General features: G+C 70.0%; 18 protein-coding genes. 10 read left to right on the plus strand and 8 right to left on the minus strand.

The features are described from left to right. Window positions 1-48: 48 nt before the first annotated feature. Window positions 49-942, minus strand: a complete 894-nt coding sequence (gene pdxS / locus BLR21_RS34300; protein WP_090012884.1) for a pyridoxal 5'-phosphate synthase lyase subunit PdxS — start codon at window positions 940-942, stop codon at window positions 49-51. 248 nt (window positions 943-1,190) lie between these two features. Between pdxS and BLR21_RS34305 the strand changes: the two genes are divergently transcribed. Beyond that, complete coding sequence (locus BLR21_RS34305) at window positions 1,191-3,248, plus strand: elongation factor G-like protein EF-G2 (RefSeq protein WP_090013076.1); 2,058 nt, start codon at window positions 1,191-1,193, stop codon at window positions 3,246-3,248. 39 nt (window positions 3,249-3,287) lie between these two features. Here the strand turns inward: BLR21_RS34305 and BLR21_RS34310 are convergent, their stop codons facing one another. Beyond that, the gene (locus BLR21_RS34310; protein ID WP_090012886.1) at window positions 3,288-4,769 is read right to left on the minus strand and encodes a CoA-acylating methylmalonate-semialdehyde dehydrogenase; all 1,482 of its coding nucleotides are present in this window, start codon (window positions 4,767-4,769) and stop codon (window positions 3,288-3,290) included. Continuing rightward, complete coding sequence (locus tag BLR21_RS34315) at window positions 4,766-6,049, minus strand: aspartate aminotransferase family protein (protein WP_090012889.1); 1,284 nt, start codon at window positions 6,047-6,049, stop codon at window positions 4,766-4,768. Before BLR21_RS34315 ends, BLR21_RS34310 begins: the two co-directional genes overlap by 4 nt. Window positions 6,050-6,156: 107 nt before the next feature. On the opposite strand from BLR21_RS34315, the gene BLR21_RS34320 reads away from it, so the two are divergent. Beyond that, a complete protein-coding gene (locus BLR21_RS34320; RefSeq protein ID WP_090012891.1) occupies window positions 6,157-7,749 on the plus strand; it encodes a PucR family transcriptional regulator in 1,593 nt (530 codons plus the stop codon). A 31-nt stretch (window positions 7,750-7,780) separates the two neighbouring features. Here the strand turns inward: BLR21_RS34320 and BLR21_RS34325 are convergent, their stop codons facing one another. Then, window positions 7,781-8,224, minus strand: coding sequence for a hypothetical protein (locus tag BLR21_RS34325; RefSeq protein WP_090012895.1), 444 nt, complete (start codon window positions 8,222-8,224; stop codon window positions 7,781-7,783). Window positions 8,225-8,351: 127 nt separating this feature from the next. Between BLR21_RS34325 and BLR21_RS34330 the strand changes: the two genes are divergently transcribed. From BLR21_RS34330 to BLR21_RS34365, 8 genes are all read left to right on the plus strand, one after another. Continuing rightward, window positions 8,352-8,549: a MerR family transcriptional regulator gene (locus tag BLR21_RS34330; RefSeq protein ID WP_090012898.1), complete on the plus strand. Its 198-nt coding sequence runs from the start codon at window positions 8,352-8,354 to the stop codon at window positions 8,547-8,549. Between the two features lie 35 nt (window positions 8,550-8,584). Further along, the gene (locus BLR21_RS34335) at window positions 8,585-9,202 is read left to right on the plus strand and encodes a class I SAM-dependent methyltransferase (RefSeq protein WP_090012900.1); all 618 of its coding nucleotides are present in this window, start codon (window positions 8,585-8,587) and stop codon (window positions 9,200-9,202) included. Between the two features lie 36 nt (window positions 9,203-9,238). Further along, complete coding sequence (locus BLR21_RS34340; RefSeq protein ID WP_090012902.1) at window positions 9,239-9,742, plus strand: RDD family protein; 504 nt, start codon at window positions 9,239-9,241, stop codon at window positions 9,740-9,742. A 326-nt stretch (window positions 9,743-10,068) separates the two neighbouring features. Then, complete coding sequence (locus tag BLR21_RS34345; protein WP_090012904.1) at window positions 10,069-11,577, plus strand: NCS1 family nucleobase:cation symporter-1; 1,509 nt, start codon at window positions 10,069-10,071, stop codon at window positions 11,575-11,577. Beyond that, entirely contained in the window at window positions 11,574-12,416 is an 843-nt protein-coding gene (locus BLR21_RS34350; RefSeq protein ID WP_090012906.1) for a nitrilase-related carbon-nitrogen hydrolase, read from the plus strand. The genes BLR21_RS34345 and BLR21_RS34350 overlap by 4 nt, the downstream gene beginning before the upstream one ends. After that, entirely contained in the window at window positions 12,413-13,798 is a 1,386-nt protein-coding gene (hydA, locus tag BLR21_RS34355; RefSeq protein WP_090012909.1) for a dihydropyrimidinase, read from the plus strand. Before BLR21_RS34350 ends, hydA begins: the two co-directional genes overlap by 4 nt. 15 nt (window positions 13,799-13,813) lie before the next feature. Beyond that, window positions 13,814-14,806, plus strand: coding sequence for a TIGR03842 family LLM class F420-dependent oxidoreductase (locus BLR21_RS34360; protein ID WP_090012912.1), 993 nt, complete (start codon window positions 13,814-13,816; stop codon window positions 14,804-14,806). A gap of 16 nt (window positions 14,807-14,822) precedes the next feature. Continuing rightward, entirely contained in the window at window positions 14,823-16,874 is a 2,052-nt protein-coding gene (locus BLR21_RS34365) for a tetratricopeptide repeat protein (RefSeq protein WP_143028016.1), read from the plus strand. Here the strand turns inward: BLR21_RS34365 and BLR21_RS34370 are convergent. The 4 genes from BLR21_RS34370 to pgsA are packed head-to-tail and all read right to left on the minus strand — an operon-like array spanning window position 16,834 to window position 20,391. After that, window positions 16,834-17,784 (minus strand): NUDIX hydrolase, encoded by a 951-nt coding sequence (locus tag BLR21_RS34370; RefSeq protein WP_090012916.1) that lies wholly within the window; start codon window positions 17,782-17,784, stop codon window positions 16,834-16,836. The two genes, BLR21_RS34365 and BLR21_RS34370, sit on opposite strands and share 41 nt — an antisense overlap. Then, window positions 17,781-18,893, minus strand: coding sequence for a glycosyltransferase family 4 protein (locus BLR21_RS34375; protein ID WP_090012919.1), 1,113 nt, complete (start codon window positions 18,891-18,893; stop codon window positions 17,781-17,783). The genes BLR21_RS34370 and BLR21_RS34375 overlap by 4 nt, the downstream gene beginning before the upstream one ends. Continuing rightward, window positions 18,890-19,792, minus strand: a complete 903-nt coding sequence (locus BLR21_RS34380; protein ID WP_090012922.1) for a phosphatidylinositol mannoside acyltransferase — start codon at window positions 19,790-19,792, stop codon at window positions 18,890-18,892. Before BLR21_RS34380 ends, BLR21_RS34375 begins: the two co-directional genes overlap by 4 nt. Beyond that, a complete protein-coding gene (gene pgsA, locus BLR21_RS34385; RefSeq protein ID WP_090012925.1) occupies window positions 19,789-20,391 on the minus strand; it encodes a phosphatidylinositol phosphate synthase in 603 nt (200 codons plus the stop codon). Before pgsA ends, BLR21_RS34380 begins: the two co-directional genes overlap by 4 nt. Window positions 20,392-20,566: the final 175 nt, after the last annotated feature.

Below are 20,566 nucleotides of genomic sequence, written 5' to 3' on the forward strand. Positions count from 1 at the left end.
ACGACGAAGGCGCACCGCTTCGTGCGGTGCGCCTTCGGAACTCAGGAACTACCAGCCGCGCTCGGAGAGGCGGTGCGGCTCCGGGATCTCGTCGACGTTGATGCCGACCATGGCCTCACCCAGGCCGCGCGAGACCTTGGCGATGACGTCGGGGTCGTCGTGGAAGGTGGTGGCCTTCACGATGGCCTCGGCGCGCTGGACCGGGTTGCCGGACTTGAAGATGCCGGAACCGACGAACACGCCCTCGGCACCGAGCTGCATCATCATCGCGGCGTCGGCCGGGGTCGCGATGCCGCCCGCGGTGAACAGCACGACGGGGAGCTTGCCGTTCTGCGCGATCTCCTTGACCAGCTCGTACGGCGCCTGGAGCTCCTTGGCGGCGACGTAGAGCTCGTCCTCGGGGAGGTTCTGCAGGCGGCGGATCTCCTGGCGGATCCTGCGCATGTGCGTGGTGGCGTTCGAGACGTCACCGGTGCCGGCCTCGCCCTTGGAACGGATCATCGCCGCGCCCTCGGTGATGCGGCGCAGGGCCTCACCCAGGTTCGTCGCGCCACAGACGAAGGGAACGGTGAACGCCCACTTGTCGATGTGGTTGGCGTAGTCGGCCGGGGTCAGCACCTCGGACTCGTCGATGTAGTCGACGCCGAGCGACGCGAGGACCTGGGCCTCGACGAAGTGGCCGATGCGGGCCTTCGCCATGACCGGGATCGAGACGGCGTTGATGATCCCGTCGATCAGGTCGGGGTCGCTCATGCGCGCGACGCCGCCCTGGGAGCGGATGTCGGCGGGCACGCGCTCGAGTGCCATGACGGCTACGGCGCCCGCGTCCTCCGCGATCTTCGCCTGGGTGGCGTCGACCACGTCCATGATGACGCCGCCCTTGAGCATCTCGGCCATGCCGCGCTTGACGCGGGCGGTGCCCGTGACCTGATCAGTGCTCACCGGGGTGACCTTTCACGAGAGGAAGTCTTGGTGAACTCACCGTACGTCCGCTGTGGCCCTCTCGCCCAAGCCACTGGAGCCGCGATCCAGAAGGCCACTTTCCGATCAACCGCAGGTCGTGAGCCCCGTCACTGGGGCACGTCCGTGAAACATGTTCGCGAGCCGGCGGGCATCCGATCGGGCCAGCGGGGTTGTCCCGGGAGGTGAACGGGTGTGAGATCGAACACTACGACTTGACGGAGGTCGCCATGGGAAGCAAGCACTCCGACAACGGCACATCGGCAGGCGCGGTCGCTGTGGACGACCCGGCCAAGGTCCGCAACGTCGTGCTCGTGGGGCCCTCCGGGGCGGGCAAGACGACGCTCACCGAAGCCCTGCTCGCCGCCACCGGTGTCCTGACCCGCGCGGGATCGGTCACCGAGGGCACCACGGTCTGCGACCACGACCCGGCGGCCGTGCGACAACAGCGATCCGTAGGCCTCGCCGTGGCTCCGATCCACCACGGGGACATCAAGATCAATCTGATCGACACCCCCGGATACGTCGACTTCGTGGGTGAGCTCAGGGCAGGACTTCGGGCCGCGGACGCGGCCCTTTTTGTTGTCAACGCTTTCGAAGGCGTCGACGCGGCCACCATCTCGTTGTGGGAGGAGTGCGCTCTCGTCGGCATGCCTCGCGCCGTCGTCATCACACGCACCGACCATCACCGTGCGAACTTCGGTAACGAGGTCATCGAGTGCCAGGCGGCGTTCGGCCCGGGCGTCGTGCCGTTGTACATGCAGGAGGGCGACTCACTCGTCGGGCTGCTGACGTCCGGTGAGAACTACCCGGACGAGCGCGCGGCGTTGATCGAGGGAATCATCGCCGAGAGCGAGGACGAGACCCTCATGGACCGCTACCTGGCGGGCGAGGAGATCGACCAGGACACGCTGATCGCCGATCTGGAGACCGCCGTCACGCGCGGCTCGTTCCACCCCGTGATGCCCGTGTGCGCCGCGACCGGCATGGGCCTGGTGGAGCTGATGGACGGCATCGCGCGCGCCTTCCCGTCACCGCTGGAGCACGAGCTTCCGGCCGTGACGTCGGTGGACGGCATCCCGCAGCCCCGCCTGGCCGCCGACCCGGACGGGCCACTCGTCGCCGAGGTGGTCCGCACCGCGGTGGACTCCTACGTCGGCCGCGTGTCGCTGGTCCGCGTCTTCTCCGGCACCCTGCGCCCCGAACGCCCCGTGCACGTCTCCGGCCACGGCATGGCCGACCGCGGCCACGAGGACCACGACGCCGACGAACGCGTGGCCCACATCTACTCGCCGCTGGGCTCGTCGCTGCGCGAGGTCCCCTACTGCGTCGCCGGCGACCTGTGCGCGTTGACGAAGCTGACCACCGCGGAGACCGGTGACACCGTGTCCGCACCCGAACAGCCGCTGCTCATGGCGCCGTGGAACATGCCGGAACCGTTGCTGCCCATCGCTGTCGTGCCACGCACCCGCAGCGACGAGGACAACCTGGCCCGCAACCTGAACCGCCTCGTCGCGAGCGACCCGACGCTGCGCCTGGACCGCAACGCCGAGACGCACCAGATGGTCCTGTGGTGCATGGGCGAGGCGCACGCCGACGTCGTGCTGGCCCGGCTGCGGGCCGGCGGCGCCGAGATCGACACCGAACCGGTGCGCGTCGCGTTCCGGGAAACCTTTGCCGGGCCTGCGAAAGGCCACGGCCGGCACGTCAAGCAATCTGGAGGTCATGGCCAGTACGCGGTGTGCGACATCGTGGTCGAACCGCTCCCCCGCGGCGCCGGCTTCGAGTTCGTGGACAAGATCGTCGGTGGCTCGGTCCCCCACCAGTTCATCCCCTCCGTCGAGAAGGGTGTGCGCGCACAGCTGGAGCGAGGCCTGCACGACGGCACCCCTGTCGTCGACGTCCGGGTGACTCTCGTCGACGGCAAGGCACACTCCGTCGACTCGTCGGACGCGGCCTTCCAGACCGCCGGTGCGCTGGCGTTGAAGGAGGCCGCGTCCGCTGCCCGGACCCAGTTGCTGGAGCCCATGGACGAGGTCATGATCCGGCTGCCCGACGAACACCTGGGCACCGTGCTGGGCGATCTGTCCGGACGGCGCGGGCGGGTGCTCGGGACCGAGGCGGACGAGGGCGGGCGCACGGTGATCCGCGCCGAGGTGCCGTCGTCCGAACTGCTGCGGTACGCGGTCGAACTGCGGTCGCTGACGTCGGGGACCGGCACGTTCACCCGCCACTTCTCCCGGTACGACCCGCTGCCGGAGGCGTTGGTGGCGCGCGCGGCGAGGTAGCGCAGGGGCGGGCCGCGGCGTGCGGCCCGCCCTGCTCCGCTAGGTGTTCTGCGGGAACCCGAGGTTCACGCCACCGTGCGACGGGTCGAGCCACCGCGACGTGACGACCTTCGAGCGGGTGAAGAAGTGCACGCCGTGCGGCCCGTACGCGTGTGCGTCGCCGAACAGCGATTCCTTCCAGCCACCGAACGAGTAGTAGGCCACCGGCACGGGGATCGGCACGTTCACGCCGACCATGCCGACCTCGATCTCGTTCTGGAACCGCCGGGCCGCGCCACCGTCGTTGGTGAAGATCGCGGTGCCGTTGCCGTACCGGTTGCGGTTCACCATCTCGACGGCGTCCTCGTAGGTGTCGCAGCGGACGACCGAGAGGACCGGGCCGAAGATCTCGTCGGTGTAGATCGTCATGTCCGTGCCGACGTGGTCGAAGAGCGTCGGGCCGAGCCAGAACCCGCCCTCGTCGCCGTCGATCGGGTGGTCGCGGCCGTCGACCGCGAGGACGGCGCCCTGGGAGACGCCGGCGTCCAGATAGGACGTGACCTTGTCCCGGTGCACGCCGGTGACCAGCGGTCCCATCTCGCACGACGCCCCGGAACCGACCTTCACGTCGGCGATCCGGGACTTGATCCTGTCGACCAGCGAGTCACCCACCTCACCCACGGCCACCACGACCGAGATCGCCATGCACCGCTCGCCGGCCGAGCCGAAGCCCGCGGACACCGCGGCGTCCGCGGCCAGGTCGAGGTCGGCGTCGGGCAGGACGACCATGTGGTTCTTGGCACCGCCGAGTGCCTGCACGCGCTTGCCGTGCGCGGTACCGGTCTCGTAGACGTAGCGGGCGATCGGCGTAGAGCCGACGAACGAGATCGCCTTCACCGTCGGGTGTTCGAGCAGTCGGTCGACGGCCACCTTGTCGCCGTGCACGACGTTCAGGACGCCGTCCGGGAGCCCGGCTTCGGCGAACATCTCGGCGATGAAGATCGCCGCCGACGGGTCCTTTTCGGACGGTTTCAGCACCACGGTGTTGCCGCAAGCGATTGCCGTCGGCACGAACCACAGCGGGACCATCGCCGGGAAGTTGAACGGCGAGATCACGCCGACCACGCCGACCGGTTGCTGGATCGAGTAGACGTCGACGCGGGTCGACGCGTTCTCGCTGAACCCGCCCTTGAGCAGGGTCGGGATGCCGCACGCGTACTCGACCGACTCCAGCGCCCGCTGGATCTCGCCGCCCGCGTCGGACACGACCTTGCCGTGCTCCGCCGAGACGATCTTCGCGAGGTCGCCCTTGCGGTCGTTCAGCAGCTCGCGGAACTTGAACATCACCGTCGAGCGCTGTGCCAGGGACACGTTGCGCCACGACGCAAACGCTTCCGCGGCGGCGTTGACGGCAGCGTCCACTTCGGACACTGACGCGTAGGCGACCTGCTGGGCCACCTTGCCGGTCGTCGGGTCGTAGACGTCGCCGAGCCGTTCCGGAACGTCGTCCCAGGGCTTGCCGTTGATGTGGTGTTTGATCACGCCTGTTCCACCGCCTGAGTGAGAATCCCGAGAGCCTCTTCCAACTCGTCCTCGGTCAGGGTCATCGGCGGTGCCAGGCGGATCACGTTGCCGTACAGGCCGCCCTTGCCGACGAGCAACCCGCGCGCCTTCGCCTCGGCCAGCACGGTCGCGGCGGCACCGGCGTTCGGTTCGCCCTCGGGTCCGACGAACTCGACGCCGACCATCAGGCCCTTGCCGCGCACGTCACCGATCACCGGATGCTTCTCGGCCAGTTCGCGCAGGCCGCCGAGCAGCCGTGAGCCGAGCTTGGCCGCGTTGGCCTGCAGGTCGTGGCTCAGCAGGTAGTCGACGGTGGCGAGCGCGCCGGCCGTGGAGATCGGGTTGCCGCCGAACGTCGAGATCGAGTTGGCGTTGATCGTGTCCATCAGGTCGCCGCGCGCGACGACACCGCCGATCGCGAGACCGTTGCCGAGGCCCTTGGCGAACGTCATCGCGTCCGGCACGACGTCGTGCGCCTGGATGCCCCAGAAGTGCTCGCCGGTGCGGCCCCAGCCCGTCTGCACCTCGTCGGAGACGAACAGGATCCCGTACTCGTCCAGCACGTCCTTGAACGCGCGGAACAGGCCGTCGGGCGGGGACGTGAAGCCGCCGACGCCCTGGATCGGCTCGGCGATCATGCACGCGACGTCGCCGGACGTGGTGGTCTCGATGATCTCGCGCAGGTCCTCGACACAGGCCCTGATGTAGTCCTTGTCGTCCATCGCCCTGAACGGCGAGCGGTAGCGGTAACCGCCGTGCACCCAGCTGACCTTGATCGGCGACAGCGCGGACGCCGACCAGCCGCGGTTGCCCGTGATGGCGATCGTGGCGAACGCACGGCCGTGGTAGCTGTTGCGCAGTGCCAGGACCTGCTCGCTGCGGCGCGCCTGGGTGGCGAGCATCAGCGCGGTCTCGTTGGCCTCGGTGCCGGAGTTGGTGAAGAACACCTTCGCGTCCGGGATGCCGCTCAGTTCCGCGATCTTCTCGGCCAGCTCGACCTGCGACCTGATCAGGTAGAGCGTCGAGCTGTGCAGGACGCCGGTGTCGAGCTGCGACCGGATCGCGTCGCTGATCTCCGCGACGTCGTAGCCGATGGCGTTGGTCAGGATGCCGGCGAAGAAGTCCAGGTAGGTCGTGCCCTCGCGGTCGGTCACCCGGCGCCCGGAGGCGCTCGCGATCTCGATGGGCTCGTCGTAGTAGAGGGCCAGCCACTTCGGCATGACCGCGCGGTGTCGTGCCAGCAGCTCCTTGTGGGCCATCTCGTCCTCCAGGGGTCTGACGCCTGCCTCGGAGTCTGCTGGCGCGCCGGGTGCGCCGCCATGCACAACCTGTACCCGGATCGGCTGGTTGGCATTACGTTGTGTCCATGTACCCGACGGTCGCCGAAGTCGTCGCTCTGCCGGTGATCCGGCAGGGAAAGCCGCGTCTGGTGGCCGGAGCGGCCGGCCTCGGCCGTCGCGTGCGGTGGGTGCATGTGGCGGAGATCGCAGACATCGCGCCGTTGCTGCGCGGCGGTGAGCTGGTGCTCACGACCGGCGTGATGCTGCCCGAGTCCGGCCTCGCCCAGTACGTCGAGGAACTGGCCGCCGTCGGGTGCGCGGGCCTCGTCGTCGAGCTGGGGCGGCGGTGGCGCGACGACGTGCCGGGCGCCCTCGTCACCGCAGCCGAACGGCACGGGCTGCCGCTGGTCACGCTCACCGAGGAGACCAAGTACGTGGCCGTGACCGAGGCCGTCGTGGGGCTGATCGTGGACGCCCAGCTGGCCGAGCTGCGCGCCGCGGAGCAGGTGCACGAGACGTTCACGGCGCTGACGGTCGCGGGCGCCGAACCCTCCGAGGTGCTGCGCGAGGTGGCGCGGACGTCCGGGCTGGCGGTCGTGCTGGAGACGCTCGGCCACGACGTGCTCGCCTACGACGCCGCCGGGCACGATCCCGTGATGCTGCTGGACGACTGGGCGGCGCGCTCGCGGGCCGTCACGGTGACCGAGCGGACCGCCTACGACACCGAGTCGGGCTGGCTGATCACGATCGTCGGGGCGCGCGGCGCGGACTGGGGCCGGCTCGTGATGGTCTCGCCCGAGCCGCCACCGCACCGGCACGTCGTGGTCGCCGAACGCGCCGCGTCCGCGTTGGCGGTGCATCGGCTCGTGGCGCGCGACCGGGAGTCGCTGGAACGGCAGACGCACCGCACGTTGCTGGCCCAGCTGCTCGGCCAGGCACCGCAGTCACCGGACCTGGGCGCGCGGACGGCCGCGCTGGGGGTGCCGCTGGAACGGCGGCAGCTGATCGGCGTCGCGGTCCGGCCGGTGTCCGTGCTGCAGGGGCAGACGCTGGCCACCCAGGAGGTCCTGCGTGATCTCGCGGAGGCGACGGCGCTGGCGGCCCGGCGGGTCACGGTCGCGGCGCTGGTCGGCGTCGTGGACGACACCTCGGTGCGCGCGCTGCTGTCGGTGCCGATGACCATTGGCGTGGAAGGGGTGCTGCGCAAGGTCGCCCGCGAGATCCACCGGACGGCGGCGTCCTCCGTGGTCATCGCCGTCGGCACGACCGTGACGTCCACAACGGACGTTCGCCGCTCGCTCGGCGAGGCCGCGCACGTGGCCGGGGCGGCGTTGCGAGCACCGGGATCCCAGCTCTACCACCGGCTCGACGACGTGCGGCTGCGCGGGCTCCTGCACCTGCTGCGCGAGGACGAACGCGTGCGGGCGTTCGCGGACCGCGAGCTCGGACCGTTGCTGGCCCGCGACTCGGCCCAGGGCTCCCGGCTCGTGGAGCTGCTGCGGTGCCTGTGCGAGAACGGCGGCAACAAGTCGGCGGCCGCGGCGGCGGCCCACCTGTCCCGGACGGCGTACTACCAGCAGCTGGGACGGATCGAGCAGGTTCTCGGCGTCTCGCTGGAGGACCCGGAGTCCGTGCTGTCGTTGTACGTCGCCCTGCTGGTACACGAAATGGGCCCGTGAGCGCGCACGGGCCCATTTTCGACGTGTGAACTCAGCCGTTGATCGTCGGGAAGGTACCCGAGAGAACGGTCGTGTTCGGCACGACGTTGTTGGTCGGCAGGTCGGACAGCGACGGCGACGGCAGGTTGCCGAAGCTCGCGGTGCCCGGCAGGTCGCGCGGGTCCGGCAGCCCGGCGACCTCGCCGACCTCGGCCGCGATGGGGTTCGGAACCGAGCGCTCCTGCGCGACGGCGGGGAGAGCGGGAACCGGCAGGTCGGAGGCCACGGGCGCGCCGACGTGCGGCAGCTGGACCGCGCTGGCGGCGTCGAGCGGGTTGGCGAGCTGGGTGGCGCCGGTGACCAGCTTGTCCGCGCCGACCTCGGGAACGCCGGTGTTCAGCTGCGGCAACTCGGTGGCGCTGGCCGAACCCGCGAGCAGCGGAGCGGCGCTGGCGGCGAGCAGAGCGGCGGCACGGAACAGTCCGGAACGAGACACAGTTTTCCTCAATCTGGTTTGGGGACCGATCTTCGTATTCATCGGCGCGTTTGGTTCGCGAATTGACCCGCTCGATCGTGTGTTCAGGGCTTGCACCTCACGCCACGGGAGGGCCCACGGTCTCGATGTGACCCGTTGGAGCACCGGTGACCTGGCCAAAGCGACCGTCCGCACGCTGCACCGCCGCAACGAGATCGGACTGGTCGTCGCCTCCGAGCGCACGCCCTCCGCTCACCTTCGGTACACACCGGACGACGTCCGCCACTTCTATCAGGTGAGATCGCTGCGTCAGCGGCCGCAGGAAGTCCGAACGGGACAGTTCTGATCGGATTTCAGTCCCGGCTGAGGTAGAAGTGGGTCATGCTTTCCGATGACCGACGTCTGCAGGCCGCCAACCCGACCGGCTGGTTCGAGGACCTCTACGCCGAGGCCGAAACCGGCACGGCCTCCGTGCCGTGGGACATCCCGAACCCGCAACCGCACCTCGTCGAGTGGGCTTCCGGAGTCGACGGCACCGGTCAGCGCGCTCTGGTCGTGGGCTGTGGCTACGGCCGCGACTCGGAGTTCCTGGCCTCACTGGGCTTCGAGGTGACCGCGTTCGACATCTCCCCCACCGCCGTGGCCGCGGTCCAGAAGCGCTACCCGTCGAGCCCTGTCTCCTACGTGGTCGCGGACCTGCTGGACCCGCCCGCCGAGTGGCACCGCGCGTTCGACCTCGTCGTGGAGAACATGACGGTCCAGGCACTGCCCGTCGCCCTGCACGCCGAGGCGACCGGGCGGGTCTCGTCGCTGACCGGCTCGACGCTGCTGGTACTGGCGGTGGCGCGGGACGAGGGCCCCGAACCGGACGGTCCGCCGTGGCCGCTCACGCCCGCGGAGATCGAGGCGTTCGCGGGCGACGGTCTGACGCCGCGTTCCGTCAGGCGCGACAACGGCAGGTGGGTGGCGGAGTTCGGGCGGCAACTGGCCATGAACTGACCACCTATGCCGGACGTCCGGCCTTTAGCGTGAATCATGCTCGTTCGTCGGCTGATCGCCCGTCTGCTCGACTGGCTCCTGGTGCTGGTCGTGACCTGGCCGTTGGTCCACGAACCCGTGCTGGTGGTGCTCTGCGCGGCGGTGTACGACGCTCTGCTGCTCCGGCTGAACACCCTCGGCAAAGCCCTCACGGGGCTGCGGGTCGTGGGCCCCGCGTCCGGCCTGGGCCTCAGACGGGTGCTGGCACGCACGCTCGTCACGACCGCGCTACCCGGCGCGGGCGTGGTGCTCGTGCTGACCGGTCTGGGCTGGCGGGAGCCGGCGCTGATGGCGGGCCTCGGCTGGCAGCAGCCGTGGGTCGTCATCGGCGAGCACGCCGGCCCGGGGTCGGCGGGCTGGCTCTCGTCGTTGCTGCTGGTGGGCGGGTTCGTGCTGCTGGTGCTGTCCGTCGTGGAGGCGCTCGACCTCCGCGGCACGCGGACGTGGCACGACCGCAAGGCGGGCACGGCCGTGGTGCGGCTCAAAGTCGCTGCCCGATGAACTTCAACGCGTCCGGCAGCACGCGGCGCCAGTAGCCGATGTCGTGCCCACCGTGCTCGAACCCCCGAGCGGCACCCATCCACGCACCCCACGGCATGGGCTGAACGGGTACAGGTTCGACGGACGGCACCACGCCGGCGGGGCCCGTCCAGCCGAGTAGGACGGCTCGCCGAGATCCCCATGGCCGCCAGTGGAACACAATGTGCGCCGATCATGACAAGCGTGGACACTCTGACACTGCCAGACCTGCGGCGGCGGACCCAGGATTCCGGGATGGAATCCGACCGGGTTGACGTTGTTTCAGCAGCGTAACAGGGGGTTGTCCGTTGGCAGTCGAGTCCTCACCGCCCCAGGTCACACGTGATGGCCGCGTCGAACTGAGCGACGCAGGTCCCATCAAGGACAGCAGGTTCTACAACCCCGAGCTCGCGCCCGTGCCCGTCGAGCAGCGGACATGGACGACGTACAACTTCTTCGCGCTGTGGATGGGCATGGCGCACAACATCCCCAGTTACACGCTCGCGGCGTCGCTGATCGCGATCGGCATGGACTGGGTGCAGGCCTTCGTCACGATCACCCTGGGCAACCTGATCGTGCTGGTCCCCATGCTGCTCAACAGCCACGCGGGCACGAAGTACGGCATCCCGTTCCCCGTGTTCGCCCGCGCCTTCTACGGCATCCGCGGCGCCAACCTGGTGGCGTTGCTGCGCGCGTTCATCGCCTGCGCCTGGTTCGGCATCCAGACCTGGGTGGGCGGCAAGGCGCTGCACGTGATCATCGGCCGGCTGACCGGCGACGGCTGGACCAAGGCGTCGCAGATCGGCGGGCAGCCGTGGACGTTGTGGTTGTGCTTCTTCGGTTTCTGGGTCGTGCAGATGCTGGTGATCTGGCGCGGCATGGAGGCGATCCGGCGGTTCGAGAACTGGACGGCGCCGCTGGTCAGCATCGGGTTCCTGATCCTGCTGGGCTACGTGCTGGTGAAGGCGGGCGGCTTCGGCCCGATCCTCGAGGCGCCCAGCAAGCTCGGCTGGGGACCGGACTTCTGGAAGGTCTTCTTCCCCGCGCTGATGGGCATGATCGCGTTCTGGTCGACGCTGTCGCTGAACATGCCGGACTTCACGCGGTTCGGTGGCAGCCAGAAGAAACAGGCGATCGGGCAGCTCCTCGGCCTGCCGACCACCATGTCGTTCATCGCCATCGTCGCGATCCTGACGACGTCGGGCGCGCAGGCTCTGTACGGCGAGGCGATCTGGGACCCGGCGGACCTCGCATCCCGCTTCGACAACACGTTCCTGGTGGTCATCGCGCTGGTGTCGCTGGTGCTGGCCACGATCTCGGCGAACCTCGCGGCGAACGTCGTCAGCCCGTCGTACGACTTCTCGAACGCCTTCCCGCGCAGAATCACGTTCGCGATCGGCGGCCTGATCACCGGTGTCATCGGCATCGTGATCCAGCCGTGGCGGCTGATCTCCGACCCGAACATCTACATCTTCGCGTGGCTCGGGTTCTACGGCGGGCTGCTGGCGTCGGTGGCCGGTGTGTTCGTCGCCGGGTACTGGGTGATCAAGAAGACGCACCTGGAACTGGCGGACCTCTACCTCGACGGCAGGGGCGCGTACTGGTTCAACGGCGGCTGGAACTGGCGGGCCGTGCTGGCGACGCTCGTGGGCTCGGTGCTCGCGGTCGGCGGCGCCCATGGCGGGCCGTTCCCGGTGGACGGGCTGATCCCGTTCCTCAAGCCGCTCTACGACTACAACTGGGTCGTCGGCTTCGCGGCCGGCTTCCTGGTCTTCCTCGCTCTGAAGGACAACACGGCAAAGGAGACGACCAGGTGAGCAACATCATCCGGGCGGCGCTCGTCCAGCAGAAGTGGACGGGCGACAAGGAGTCGATGATCGCGAACGCGGTCGAGCACATCCGCGCCGCCGCCTCCCAGGGCGCGCAGGTGCTGTGCCTGCAGGAGCTCTTCTACGGGCCGTACTTCTGCCAGGTCCAGGACGCGGACTTCTACTCCTACACCGAGTCGATCCCGGACGGCCCGACGACGGCGCTGATGCAGGAGGTCGCCGCCCAGAACAACATCGTGCTGATCGTGCCGATGTACGAGGTGGAACAGCCGGGCGTCTACTACAACACCGCGGCCGTGATCGACGCGGACGGCACGTACCTCGGCAAGTACCGCAAGAACCACATCCCGCAGGTGAAGGGGTTCTGGGAGAAGTTCTACTTCAAGCCCGGCAACCTCGGCTATCCGGTGTTCGACACGGCGGTCGGCCGGATCGGCGTCTACATCTGCTACGAACGCCACTTCCCCGAGGGCTGGCGTGCTCTCGGTCTCGCGGGCGCGAAGATCGTGTTCAACCCGTCGGCCACCAGCAGGTCGCTCAGCGAGTACCTGTGGAAGCTGGAGCAGCCCGCCGCGGCCGTCGCGAACGAGTACTTCGTCGGCGCGATCAACCGCGTGGGCGTGGAACCATTGGGTGACAACGAGTTCTACGGCCAGACGTACTTCGTCTCGCCGCGCGGCCAGCTCGTCGGCGACGCCGCGTCCGACACCGAGGAAGAGCTCGTGGTACGCGACCTCGACCTGGACCTGCTGACCGAGGTCAGGGACACGTGGGCGTTCTACCGCGACCGCCGTCCCGACACCTATGAGGGCCTGGTGACCCCGTGAGCACTCTGATCCGTAACGGCCTGGTCATCAACGCGACCGGCTCGCACGCCGCCGACGTGCTGATCGACGGCGAGCACATCGCCGCGCTCGTCACGCCCGGTTTCGCTGTTCAAGCCGATGAAGTCATCGACGCGGCAGGGAAGTACGTCATCCCCGGCGGCATCGACGCGCACACGCACATGGAGATGCCGTTCGGCGGCACCCAGTCCGCGGACACCTTCGAGACCGGCACGACCGCGGCGGCCTGGGGCGGCACCACCACGATCGTCGACTTCGCCGTGCAGCCCAAGGGAAGCAGCCTGCTGTCCACTCTGGACAAGTGGCACAGCAAGGCGGACGGCAACTGCGCGGTCGACTACGGCTTCCACATGATCATCTCCGACGTGACCGACGAGTCGCTCAAGGAGATGGACTCGTGCATCGCGGCGGGCGTGAACAGCTTCAAGATGTTCATGGCCTACCCCGGCGTCTTCTACGCGACGGACGGCGAGATCCTGCGCGCCATGCAGAAGGCGCGCGAGACCGGCGCCACGATCATGATGCACGCGGAGAACGGCATCGCGATCGACCAGCTCGTCGCGCAGGCGCTGGCCTCGGGACTGGGCGACCCGGTGCAGCACGGCCTGACCCGGCCGCCGGAGCTGGAGGGCGAGGCCACCTCACGCGCGATCCAGCTCGCGAAGGTGACCGGCTCCCCGCTGTACATCGTGCACCTGTCGGCCTCGCAGGCACTCGACGCCGTGACGGCGGCGCGGGACACGGGCCAGAACGTGTTCGCCGAGACGTGCCCGCAGTATCTGTACCTCTCGCTGGAGGACCTGGCCCGGCCGGGCTTCGAGGGCGCGAAGTACGTGGCGTCGCCCCCGTTGCGGCCCAAGGAGCACCAGTCGTCGCTGTGGCGCGGGCTGCGCACGAACGACCTCTCGGTGGTGAGCACCGACCACTGCCCGTTCTGCTTCAAGGACCAGAAGCAGCTCGGCGTCGGCGACTTCTCCAAGATTCCCAACGGCATGCCCGGCGTCGAACACCGCGTCGACCTGCTGCACCAGGGCGTCGTGAAGGGCGAGATCACCCGCGAACGCTGGGTCGAGATCGTCTCCACGACTCCCGCGCGGATGTTCGGCATGTACCCGCGCAAGGGCGTGATCGCACCGGGAGCCGACGCGGACGTGGTGATCTACGACCCCCAGGCGTCCCAGACGATCTCCGCCGAGACCCACCACATGGCCGTGGACTACTCGGCCTACGAGGGCTTCGAGGTCACCGGCAAGGTCGACACCGTGTTCTCGCGCGGCCGCAAGGTGATCGCGGACGGCGCGTACCACGGTTCGACGGGCCACGGCCGCTTCGTCTCCCGCGACCTCAACCAGTACCTCGTCTGAGAAAGGCGGTCACCCGTGGACTTCGGTGTAGTGCTGCAGACCGACCCGCCGGCGCGGGACGTGGTGGAAGGCCTCCGCGCGGCCGAGGACTGCGGCTTCCGCTACGGCTGGACGTTCGACTCCTGCGTGCTGTGGCAGGAACCGTTCGTCATCTACTCGCAGGTGCTGGCGGCCACCCGCGACCTCGTCATCGGCCCGATGGTCACCAACCCGTCGACCCGCGACTGGTCGGTGACCGCCTCGCTGTTCGCGACACTCAACGACATGTTCGGCAACCGCACGGTCTGCGGCATCGGCCGCGGCGACTCGGCCCGCCGCGTGATCGGCCAGAAGCCCGCGACACTCGCGACACTGGGCGACGCGATGCACGTGATCAAGGAACTGGCGGAGGGCCGCGAGGTCGAGCACCACGGCACGCCGGTGCAGATCCCGTGGGTGCGCAACGGAAAGCTCGAGATGTGGATGGCCGCGTACGGTCCGCGCGCGTTGAAGATGGTCGGCGAGCAGGCCGACGGCTTCATCCTGCAGACCGCCGACCCGGACATCGCCCGCTGGACGATCGGCTCGGTCCGCGAGGCCGCGGCGGCCGCCGGGCGTGACCCGTCGGCGATCACCATGTGCGTGGCGGCACCGGCCTACGTGGGCACGGACCTCCCCCACCAGCGCGACCAGCTGCGGTGGTTCGGCGGCATGGTGGGCAACCACGTCGCGGACCTCGTCGCGCGGTACGGGGACTCGGGCGCCGTGCCCAAGGCCCTGACCGACTACATCAAGGACCGCGAGGGCTACGACTACTCCCACCACGGCAAGGCGGGCAACCGTTCCACCGACTTCGTGCCGGACGCGATCGTGGACCGCTTCTGCCTCGTCGGGCCGGAGTCGGCGCATATCGAGCGGTTGCAGGAACTGAAGGAGATCGGTGTCGACAACTTCGCGCTGTACCTGATGCACGACGAGAAGGACAAGACGCGCGACGCGTACGGATCGGCGGTCATCCCGGCGGTGTAGCTGGATAATGGTCTTGATGCCTGACGACGCCGACCTGCCCACCCAGTCCGTGGAGAACACCGTGCACGGAGACGTGCACGGGATGGTTCTGCAGGTCGGCGCCGTCACCGGCGACTTCCACCACCACCAGCACCCCGGTCCGGCTCGGGCCACCCTGCCGCTGCGGTGCGGCCTGGTGCCTCCGCGCGCGGCCGCGTTCCAGGAACGGTCCGCCGACCTCGACGCTCCGGTGACGGTGCTGTCCGGGCTGCCGGGGGTGGGCAAGAGCCAGTTGGCCGCCTGCCACGCCGAACGGCAGTGGGCCGCCGGTGAGGTCGACCTGCTGGTGTGGATCACGGCGACCTCGCGCGAGGCGATCGTCTGCGGCTACGCCGAGGTGGCCGCGAAACTCCTCGGCGTCGATGATCCGGAGCGGGGCGCGCGCACGTTCCTGGAGTGGCTGGCGGGCACGCACGAACCGTGGCTCGTGGTGCTGGACGACCTGCGGACGCCCGCCGACCTCGACGGGCTGTGGCCGCCGGACGGTGGCCAGGTGGTCGTGACCACGCTGCGCCGGGACGCCGTGCTGCGCGGGCACCAGCGGCGGCTGGTCTCCGTCGAGGCGTTCACCGAGGCCGAGGGAATCGCCTACCTGCGGACGGCGCTGGCCGACCAGCCCGCGTTGCTCGACGACGACGGGCTGGTGCGCGAGCTCGGCGGGCTGCCGGTGGCGCTGGGCCAGGCGGCGGCGAACATGCTGGACAACCACCTGTCGTGCGCGGAGTACCGCGCTCTGCTGCCGGAGCGGCTCGACCCCACTGCGGCGACCTGGTCGCTGGCGGTCGAGCAGGCCGACCGGCTCGCGCGCACCGGGGTGGTGCGGCCGCTGCTCGACGTCGCGAGCGTGCTGGAGCCCAACGGGATTCCGGTGGCGGTCTTCACGACGCGGACGATGCTCGACTTCCTCGGCGTGGACGAGGCCGATGCGCGGGACGGGCTCGGGTGCCTGCACCGGTTGAGTCTGGTCACCTTCAGCGAGGGGTCACGCGAGGTGCGGGTGCATTCGCTCGTGCAGCGCGCCACCCGCGCGGCGTGGTCCGACGAACGGGCCGCCGTGGTGGTCAAAGCCGCCGCGGACGCGCTGGAGCAGGTGTGGCCGGCCGTCGTGACGGATCCGTTGCTGGGCCAGGTGTTGCGGGCCAACGCCCAGGCGCTCGCCGACGCCGGTGGCGTTCACCTGTGGCGTCCCGAAGGTCATTTCCTGCTGTTCCGCGCCGGCAGGAGTCTCGGCGAGGCCGGCTACCACGCGGAGGCCGTCCGCTACTTCGACGACCTGCAGGTCACCGCGACCAGGCAGCTGGGTCCTGATCACCTCGACACCCTGCTCTGCCGCTCCAACGCCGCCGGCTGGCGTGGCAGCGGAGGCGACGCGGCCGCGGCGGCCGAAGGGTACCGGGCCCTGCTCGTCGACGTGACGCGGCTGTTCGGGCCGGACCACGTCGAGACGCTGAGAGTCCGCAACAACCACGCCCACTGGCTCGGTGTCTCGGGCGACAGGGCCGGAGCGGTCACAGCCCTCAGGGACCTGTTCTTCGACCAGATGCGGGTGCTCGGCCCGGATCATCCGAGCACGTTGACCACCCGCCACAACCTCGCGTTCGCGCAGGCGAAAACAGGGAGCCACGACCGCGCGGTGGCGTCGTTCGAGGCGTTGGTGCGGGACCTGGAGCGCATCGTGGGCCCGGATGATCCGAGTGCGCTGGAGGCACGCTCCGGTCTCGCCGCCGTCCTGGCCGACGCAGGCGAAGCAGACGACGCGGCCGACGAGCTGGAAGACCTGCTGGAGGACCAGATCCGGGTGCTGGGCGCGGACCACCCGCGCACGCTGTGGACCCGGTGGAGCCTCGCCCAGTGGCGGGCGCTGACCGGTGATCCGGCCGGCGCGATGGAGGAGTTCGCGGTGCTGCTCGCGGACCAGACCAGGGTGCTCGGCGAGCACCACCCCGACGTCCGCGCGACCCGCGAGACGCTGGAGCACTGGCGCGGCGTCAGCGAACCGGACGAGCCCGGCCGTCCCAGTCCTTCGTGAGCTCGGGCAGCAGTTCGGCCAGCTGCACCGGATACACGGTGTCCTCTGTGGACTCCAGCTCCCCGGCGCTCCACCAGCGGTAGCCGGAGATGCTGGTCTCCTCGACGTCGTTGAAGCCCGAGGTGTCGACGGTCAGGTCGCCCTCGACGGAGGCGTGGAAGAACCACTCCTCGGCGTCGAACGTCTCGCCGTCGAAGCTGAACACCGCACGACGGCGCCAGATCGGGCCGATCAGCTGCTCCGGCGCGAGCTTGAGACCCGTCTCCTCGAACGCCTCGCGCACGGCCGCGTCCCGCAGTTCCTCGCCCTCCTCGACGCCACCGCCGACCGTGAACCAGAAAAGTTCCTGAGGGCGGGCGGGATCGAAGCCCTGGAAGAGCAGCACGCGGCCTTGGGCGTCCGTGAGGACCACGCGCGCGGACGGCCGGGGTGTGAGCAGCACGGCGTCCGACGGGGCGGCCGGCTCGGCGATCTCGAAGTACGACGGTTGCGGCGCCGTGCCGGCCAGGCGCAGCCAGCGGACGACGCGGCGGCGGCGTAGCAACAACGCGTCGCGCACGGCGTCGTTGTGCACGCGGCGGGCGAGCATGACGCGTTCCTCGGCGTCGGACAGTTCGGCGGCCACCGCCGCGGGAAGAGCGGACCGGTCCAGGGCGCCCAGCAGCGCGGAGAGTTCGTTCTCGAAGAGTTCGCGGTCGGCGCGCGAGGCGGCCTCGGCCTTCGACGCGGCGGCGGAGAGTTCAGGGTCCAGCAGCGCGCGGACCACGACGGCGCGGCGGGCCAGGGCGGCGTCGACGGCGGCCCAGGCGGCGTCGGTGCGGACGTGCAGGCGGTCCAGGCGGTTCGCGATCGAGAGGACCCAGGCGGCGAGCAGCAAAGCCAGGACGACGACGACCAGTGCGGTGGTCATGCCTCGCTCACCCGGCGCGGATCGGCGGCGATGGCCGTCTCGTACACGCGCAGCACCTGCGAGGCCACGACGGACCAGTCAAAGGCCTGCACCCGTTGGGAGGCAACGGCGACGTACTCGGCGCGCAGTGCCGAGTCCCGCAGCACCGGGCGCAGCGCGTCGGCCAGCGCCCGCGCGTCGCCCACCGGGAACAGCACGCCCGCCTTGCCGTCCTCCAGCACGCGCCGGAACGCGTCGAGGTCCGAGGCCACGACCGCGGTACCGGCGGACATGGCCTCGGTCAGGATGATGCCGAACGACTCGCCGCCCGTGTTCGGCGCGACGTAGACGTCCACGGAACGCAGCATCCGAGCCTTGTCCTCGTCGCTGACCTGGCCCAGCAGGTCGACCCGGTCGGCGAAGGGGCCGTCGAACGGGTCCTCGCCGCGGCCCACGACGAGCAGGCGCAGGTCCGGGAACTCGTCGGCGATCAGGCCGAACGCCTCCCACAGCACCGGCATGCCCTTGCGCGGTTCGTCGTAGCGGCCGACGAAGCCGAGCGTGCCACCGGGGCGCGGATAACCGTCCAAAGTGGACGCGGAGGCGAAGAAGTCGACGTCGACGCCGTTCGGGATCTCCACCGCGTCACCGCCGAGGTGCTCGACCTGGACGCGGCGGGCCAGCGCCGAGACGGCGATGCGGGCGGTGACCTTCTCCAGGAACGGCTGCAGCACGCCCTGGAACGCCGACAGCATCTTGGAGCGCGGCGTCGAGGTGTGGAAGGTGGCGACGATCGGGCCGTCCGCGACCACCAGCGCCAGGAACGACAGCGACGGCGCGGTGGGCTCGTGCAGGTGCAGGACGTCGAACTGGTGCTCGTCGATCCAGCGGCGGACCCGTGCGTACGAGACGGGACCGAAGCTGAGACGTGCCACGGAACCGTTGTACGGGATGGCGACCGCACGGCCCGCGGACGTGACGAACGACGGCAGCGCCTGCTCGTCGTCGGCGGGCGCGAGGACGTTCACCTCGTGCCCAAGTCCGATCAGGGCGCGCGCGAGGTCGACGACGTGGGCCTGCACTCCCCCGGGCACGTCCAAGGAGTACGGGCAGACGATGCCGACCTTCACCGCGAAAGCCTCCGGGAAAGGGCGGCGCGACGCTTCTCGGGCAGGTCGGCGAGCCAGAGCTGCTGCAGCATGTGCCAGTCGGCCGGGTGCGCGGCGATGTCGGCGGCGAACACGTCCGCGACGGCCTGCGTGGCGGTCTGGACGTTGCTCACCTTGATCGGCGGGTGGATGCGGAAGTGCCAGCCGTCCTCGGTGAACCAGCAGCCGACCGGCAGCAGCGCGGCGCCCGTCGTCGAGGCCAGGTGCGCCGGGCCCGCGGGCATCAGGGTCTGCTCGCCGAAGAACGTCACGGGCACGCCGGACGACGTCAGGTCGCGGTCCGCCAGCAGGCAGACGACCTTGTTGGCGCGCAGGCGTTCGGCCAGCACCGTCGCGGGTGGACGGTCGCCGCCGTTGAGGGGCAGCACCTCGAAGCCCAGCGTCTCGCGGAACTCCACGAACTTGCGGTACAACGATTCGGGCTTGAGCCGCTCGGCCACCGTCGTGAACGTGCCGGAGTGGCCGACGAGCCAGACGCCCGCCATGTCCCAGTTGCCGCTGTGCGGCAGGGCGACGACCGCGCCGGTGCCGTTCGCCAGGGCGGCGTCGAGGTTCTCCACGCCGGACACCTGCGAGTCGCACTTCTCGTAGGCCGCGCGCAGGTCGATCGACGGCAGCCGGAACGCCTCGCACCAGTACCGCGCGTACGACCGCAGCGAGTCGCGCACCAGTTCGTCGAGCTCGTCCTCGCCCGCCCGCGGCACGACCCGGCTCAGGTTGCGGCGCAACTGGTCGATGCTCGGGCCGCCGCGCTTCACCGCGTAGTCGGCACCCGCGCGGAACAACCCGCGCGCCCACGACTCCGGCAACAGGCGGATCAGCCGCCACCCGGCGCTGTACCCGAGGGTCGCGAGGTTCACGCGGCCTCCCGCGCCGACTTCGCGACCGCGAAGATCCGCTGCAGCACCGTCGCGACCGTCATCGCCGCGAGCAGCCACAGCGAGATGGCCATCAGGTGCGGCACCCCCAGCCCCTGCACCCCGGCGCCGATCAGCGCGATGATGAACCGCTCGGCCCGCTCGGCCAGCCCGCCGTCGGCATTCAGCCCGGTCGCGTCGGCACGCGCCTTGACGTACGAGATGACCTGCGAGGCCACCAGGCAGATGAACCCGGCCGCGGCCGTCCACCGGTCGCCCGTGTCGAACGCGTACCAGGTGAGCGCCGCGAACAACGCCCCGTCCGCGATGCGGTCACAGGTGGCGTCGAGCACGGCACCGAACTTCGTGGGCCCCTGCGCGCGGGCCATGGCGCCGTCGATCAGGTCGAGCAGCACGAAGAACGTCACCAGCGCGCAGCCCAGGAACAGCTGCCCGCGGGGAATGAACCACAGAGCACTCGCGACGGCACCGATCGTGCCGGCCACGGTCACGGCGTTGGGCGTGAGGCCACGCGCCAGCAGCCACGCCCCGACCGGATCGGTGACGCGCGAGACGGACGCGCGAGCGAAGATGTTCAGCATGGCAGGTCGCAGCCTAGCTGGACTGCCGAAACACACCCTTCGCGGCCCTTGCCTGGTCGCACGCGGGGGAGCTTTCGTGCGGATCGGGAGGACGAAGGTCCCCGCGTGCGATCAGCGGGCGGGGAGCCTTCGTGCGGTCGGGAGTACGAAAGCTCCGCGCGGGCGAACAGCGGGC

It is taken from the genome of Lentzea albidocapillata subsp. violacea (genome assembly GCF_900100275.1).
GTDB classification, from domain to species: Bacteria; Actinomycetota; Actinomycetes; order Mycobacteriales; family Pseudonocardiaceae; genus Lentzea; species Lentzea violacea.

Coding starts and splice junctions, on each gene's coding strand:
- pgsA (WP_090012925.1), bottom strand. CDS start 20,391: ATGCTGAACATCTTCGCTCGCGCGTCCGTCTCGCGCGTCACCGATCCG.
- BLR21_RS34370 (WP_090012916.1), bottom strand. CDS start 17,784: ATGACCACCGCACTGGTCGTCGTCGTCCTGGCTTTGCTGCTCGCCGCC.
- BLR21_RS34315 (WP_090012889.1), bottom strand. CDS start 6,049: ATGGCCCACAAGGAGCTGCTGGCACGACACCGCGCGGTCATGCCGAAG.
- BLR21_RS34365 (WP_143028016.1), top strand. CDS start 14,823: ATGCCTGACGACGCCGACCTGCCCACCCAGTCCGTGGAGAACACCGTG.
- BLR21_RS34335 (WP_090012900.1), top strand. CDS start 8,585: ATGCTTTCCGATGACCGACGTCTGCAGGCCGCCAACCCGACCGGCTGG.
- BLR21_RS34305 (WP_090013076.1), top strand. CDS start 1,191: ATGGGAAGCAAGCACTCCGACAACGGCACATCGGCAGGCGCGGTCGCT.
- BLR21_RS34340 (WP_090012902.1), top strand. CDS start 9,239: ATGCTCGTTCGTCGGCTGATCGCCCGTCTGCTCGACTGGCTCCTGGTG.
- BLR21_RS34320 (WP_090012891.1), top strand. CDS start 6,157: ATGTACCCGACGGTCGCCGAAGTCGTCGCTCTGCCGGTGATCCGGCAG.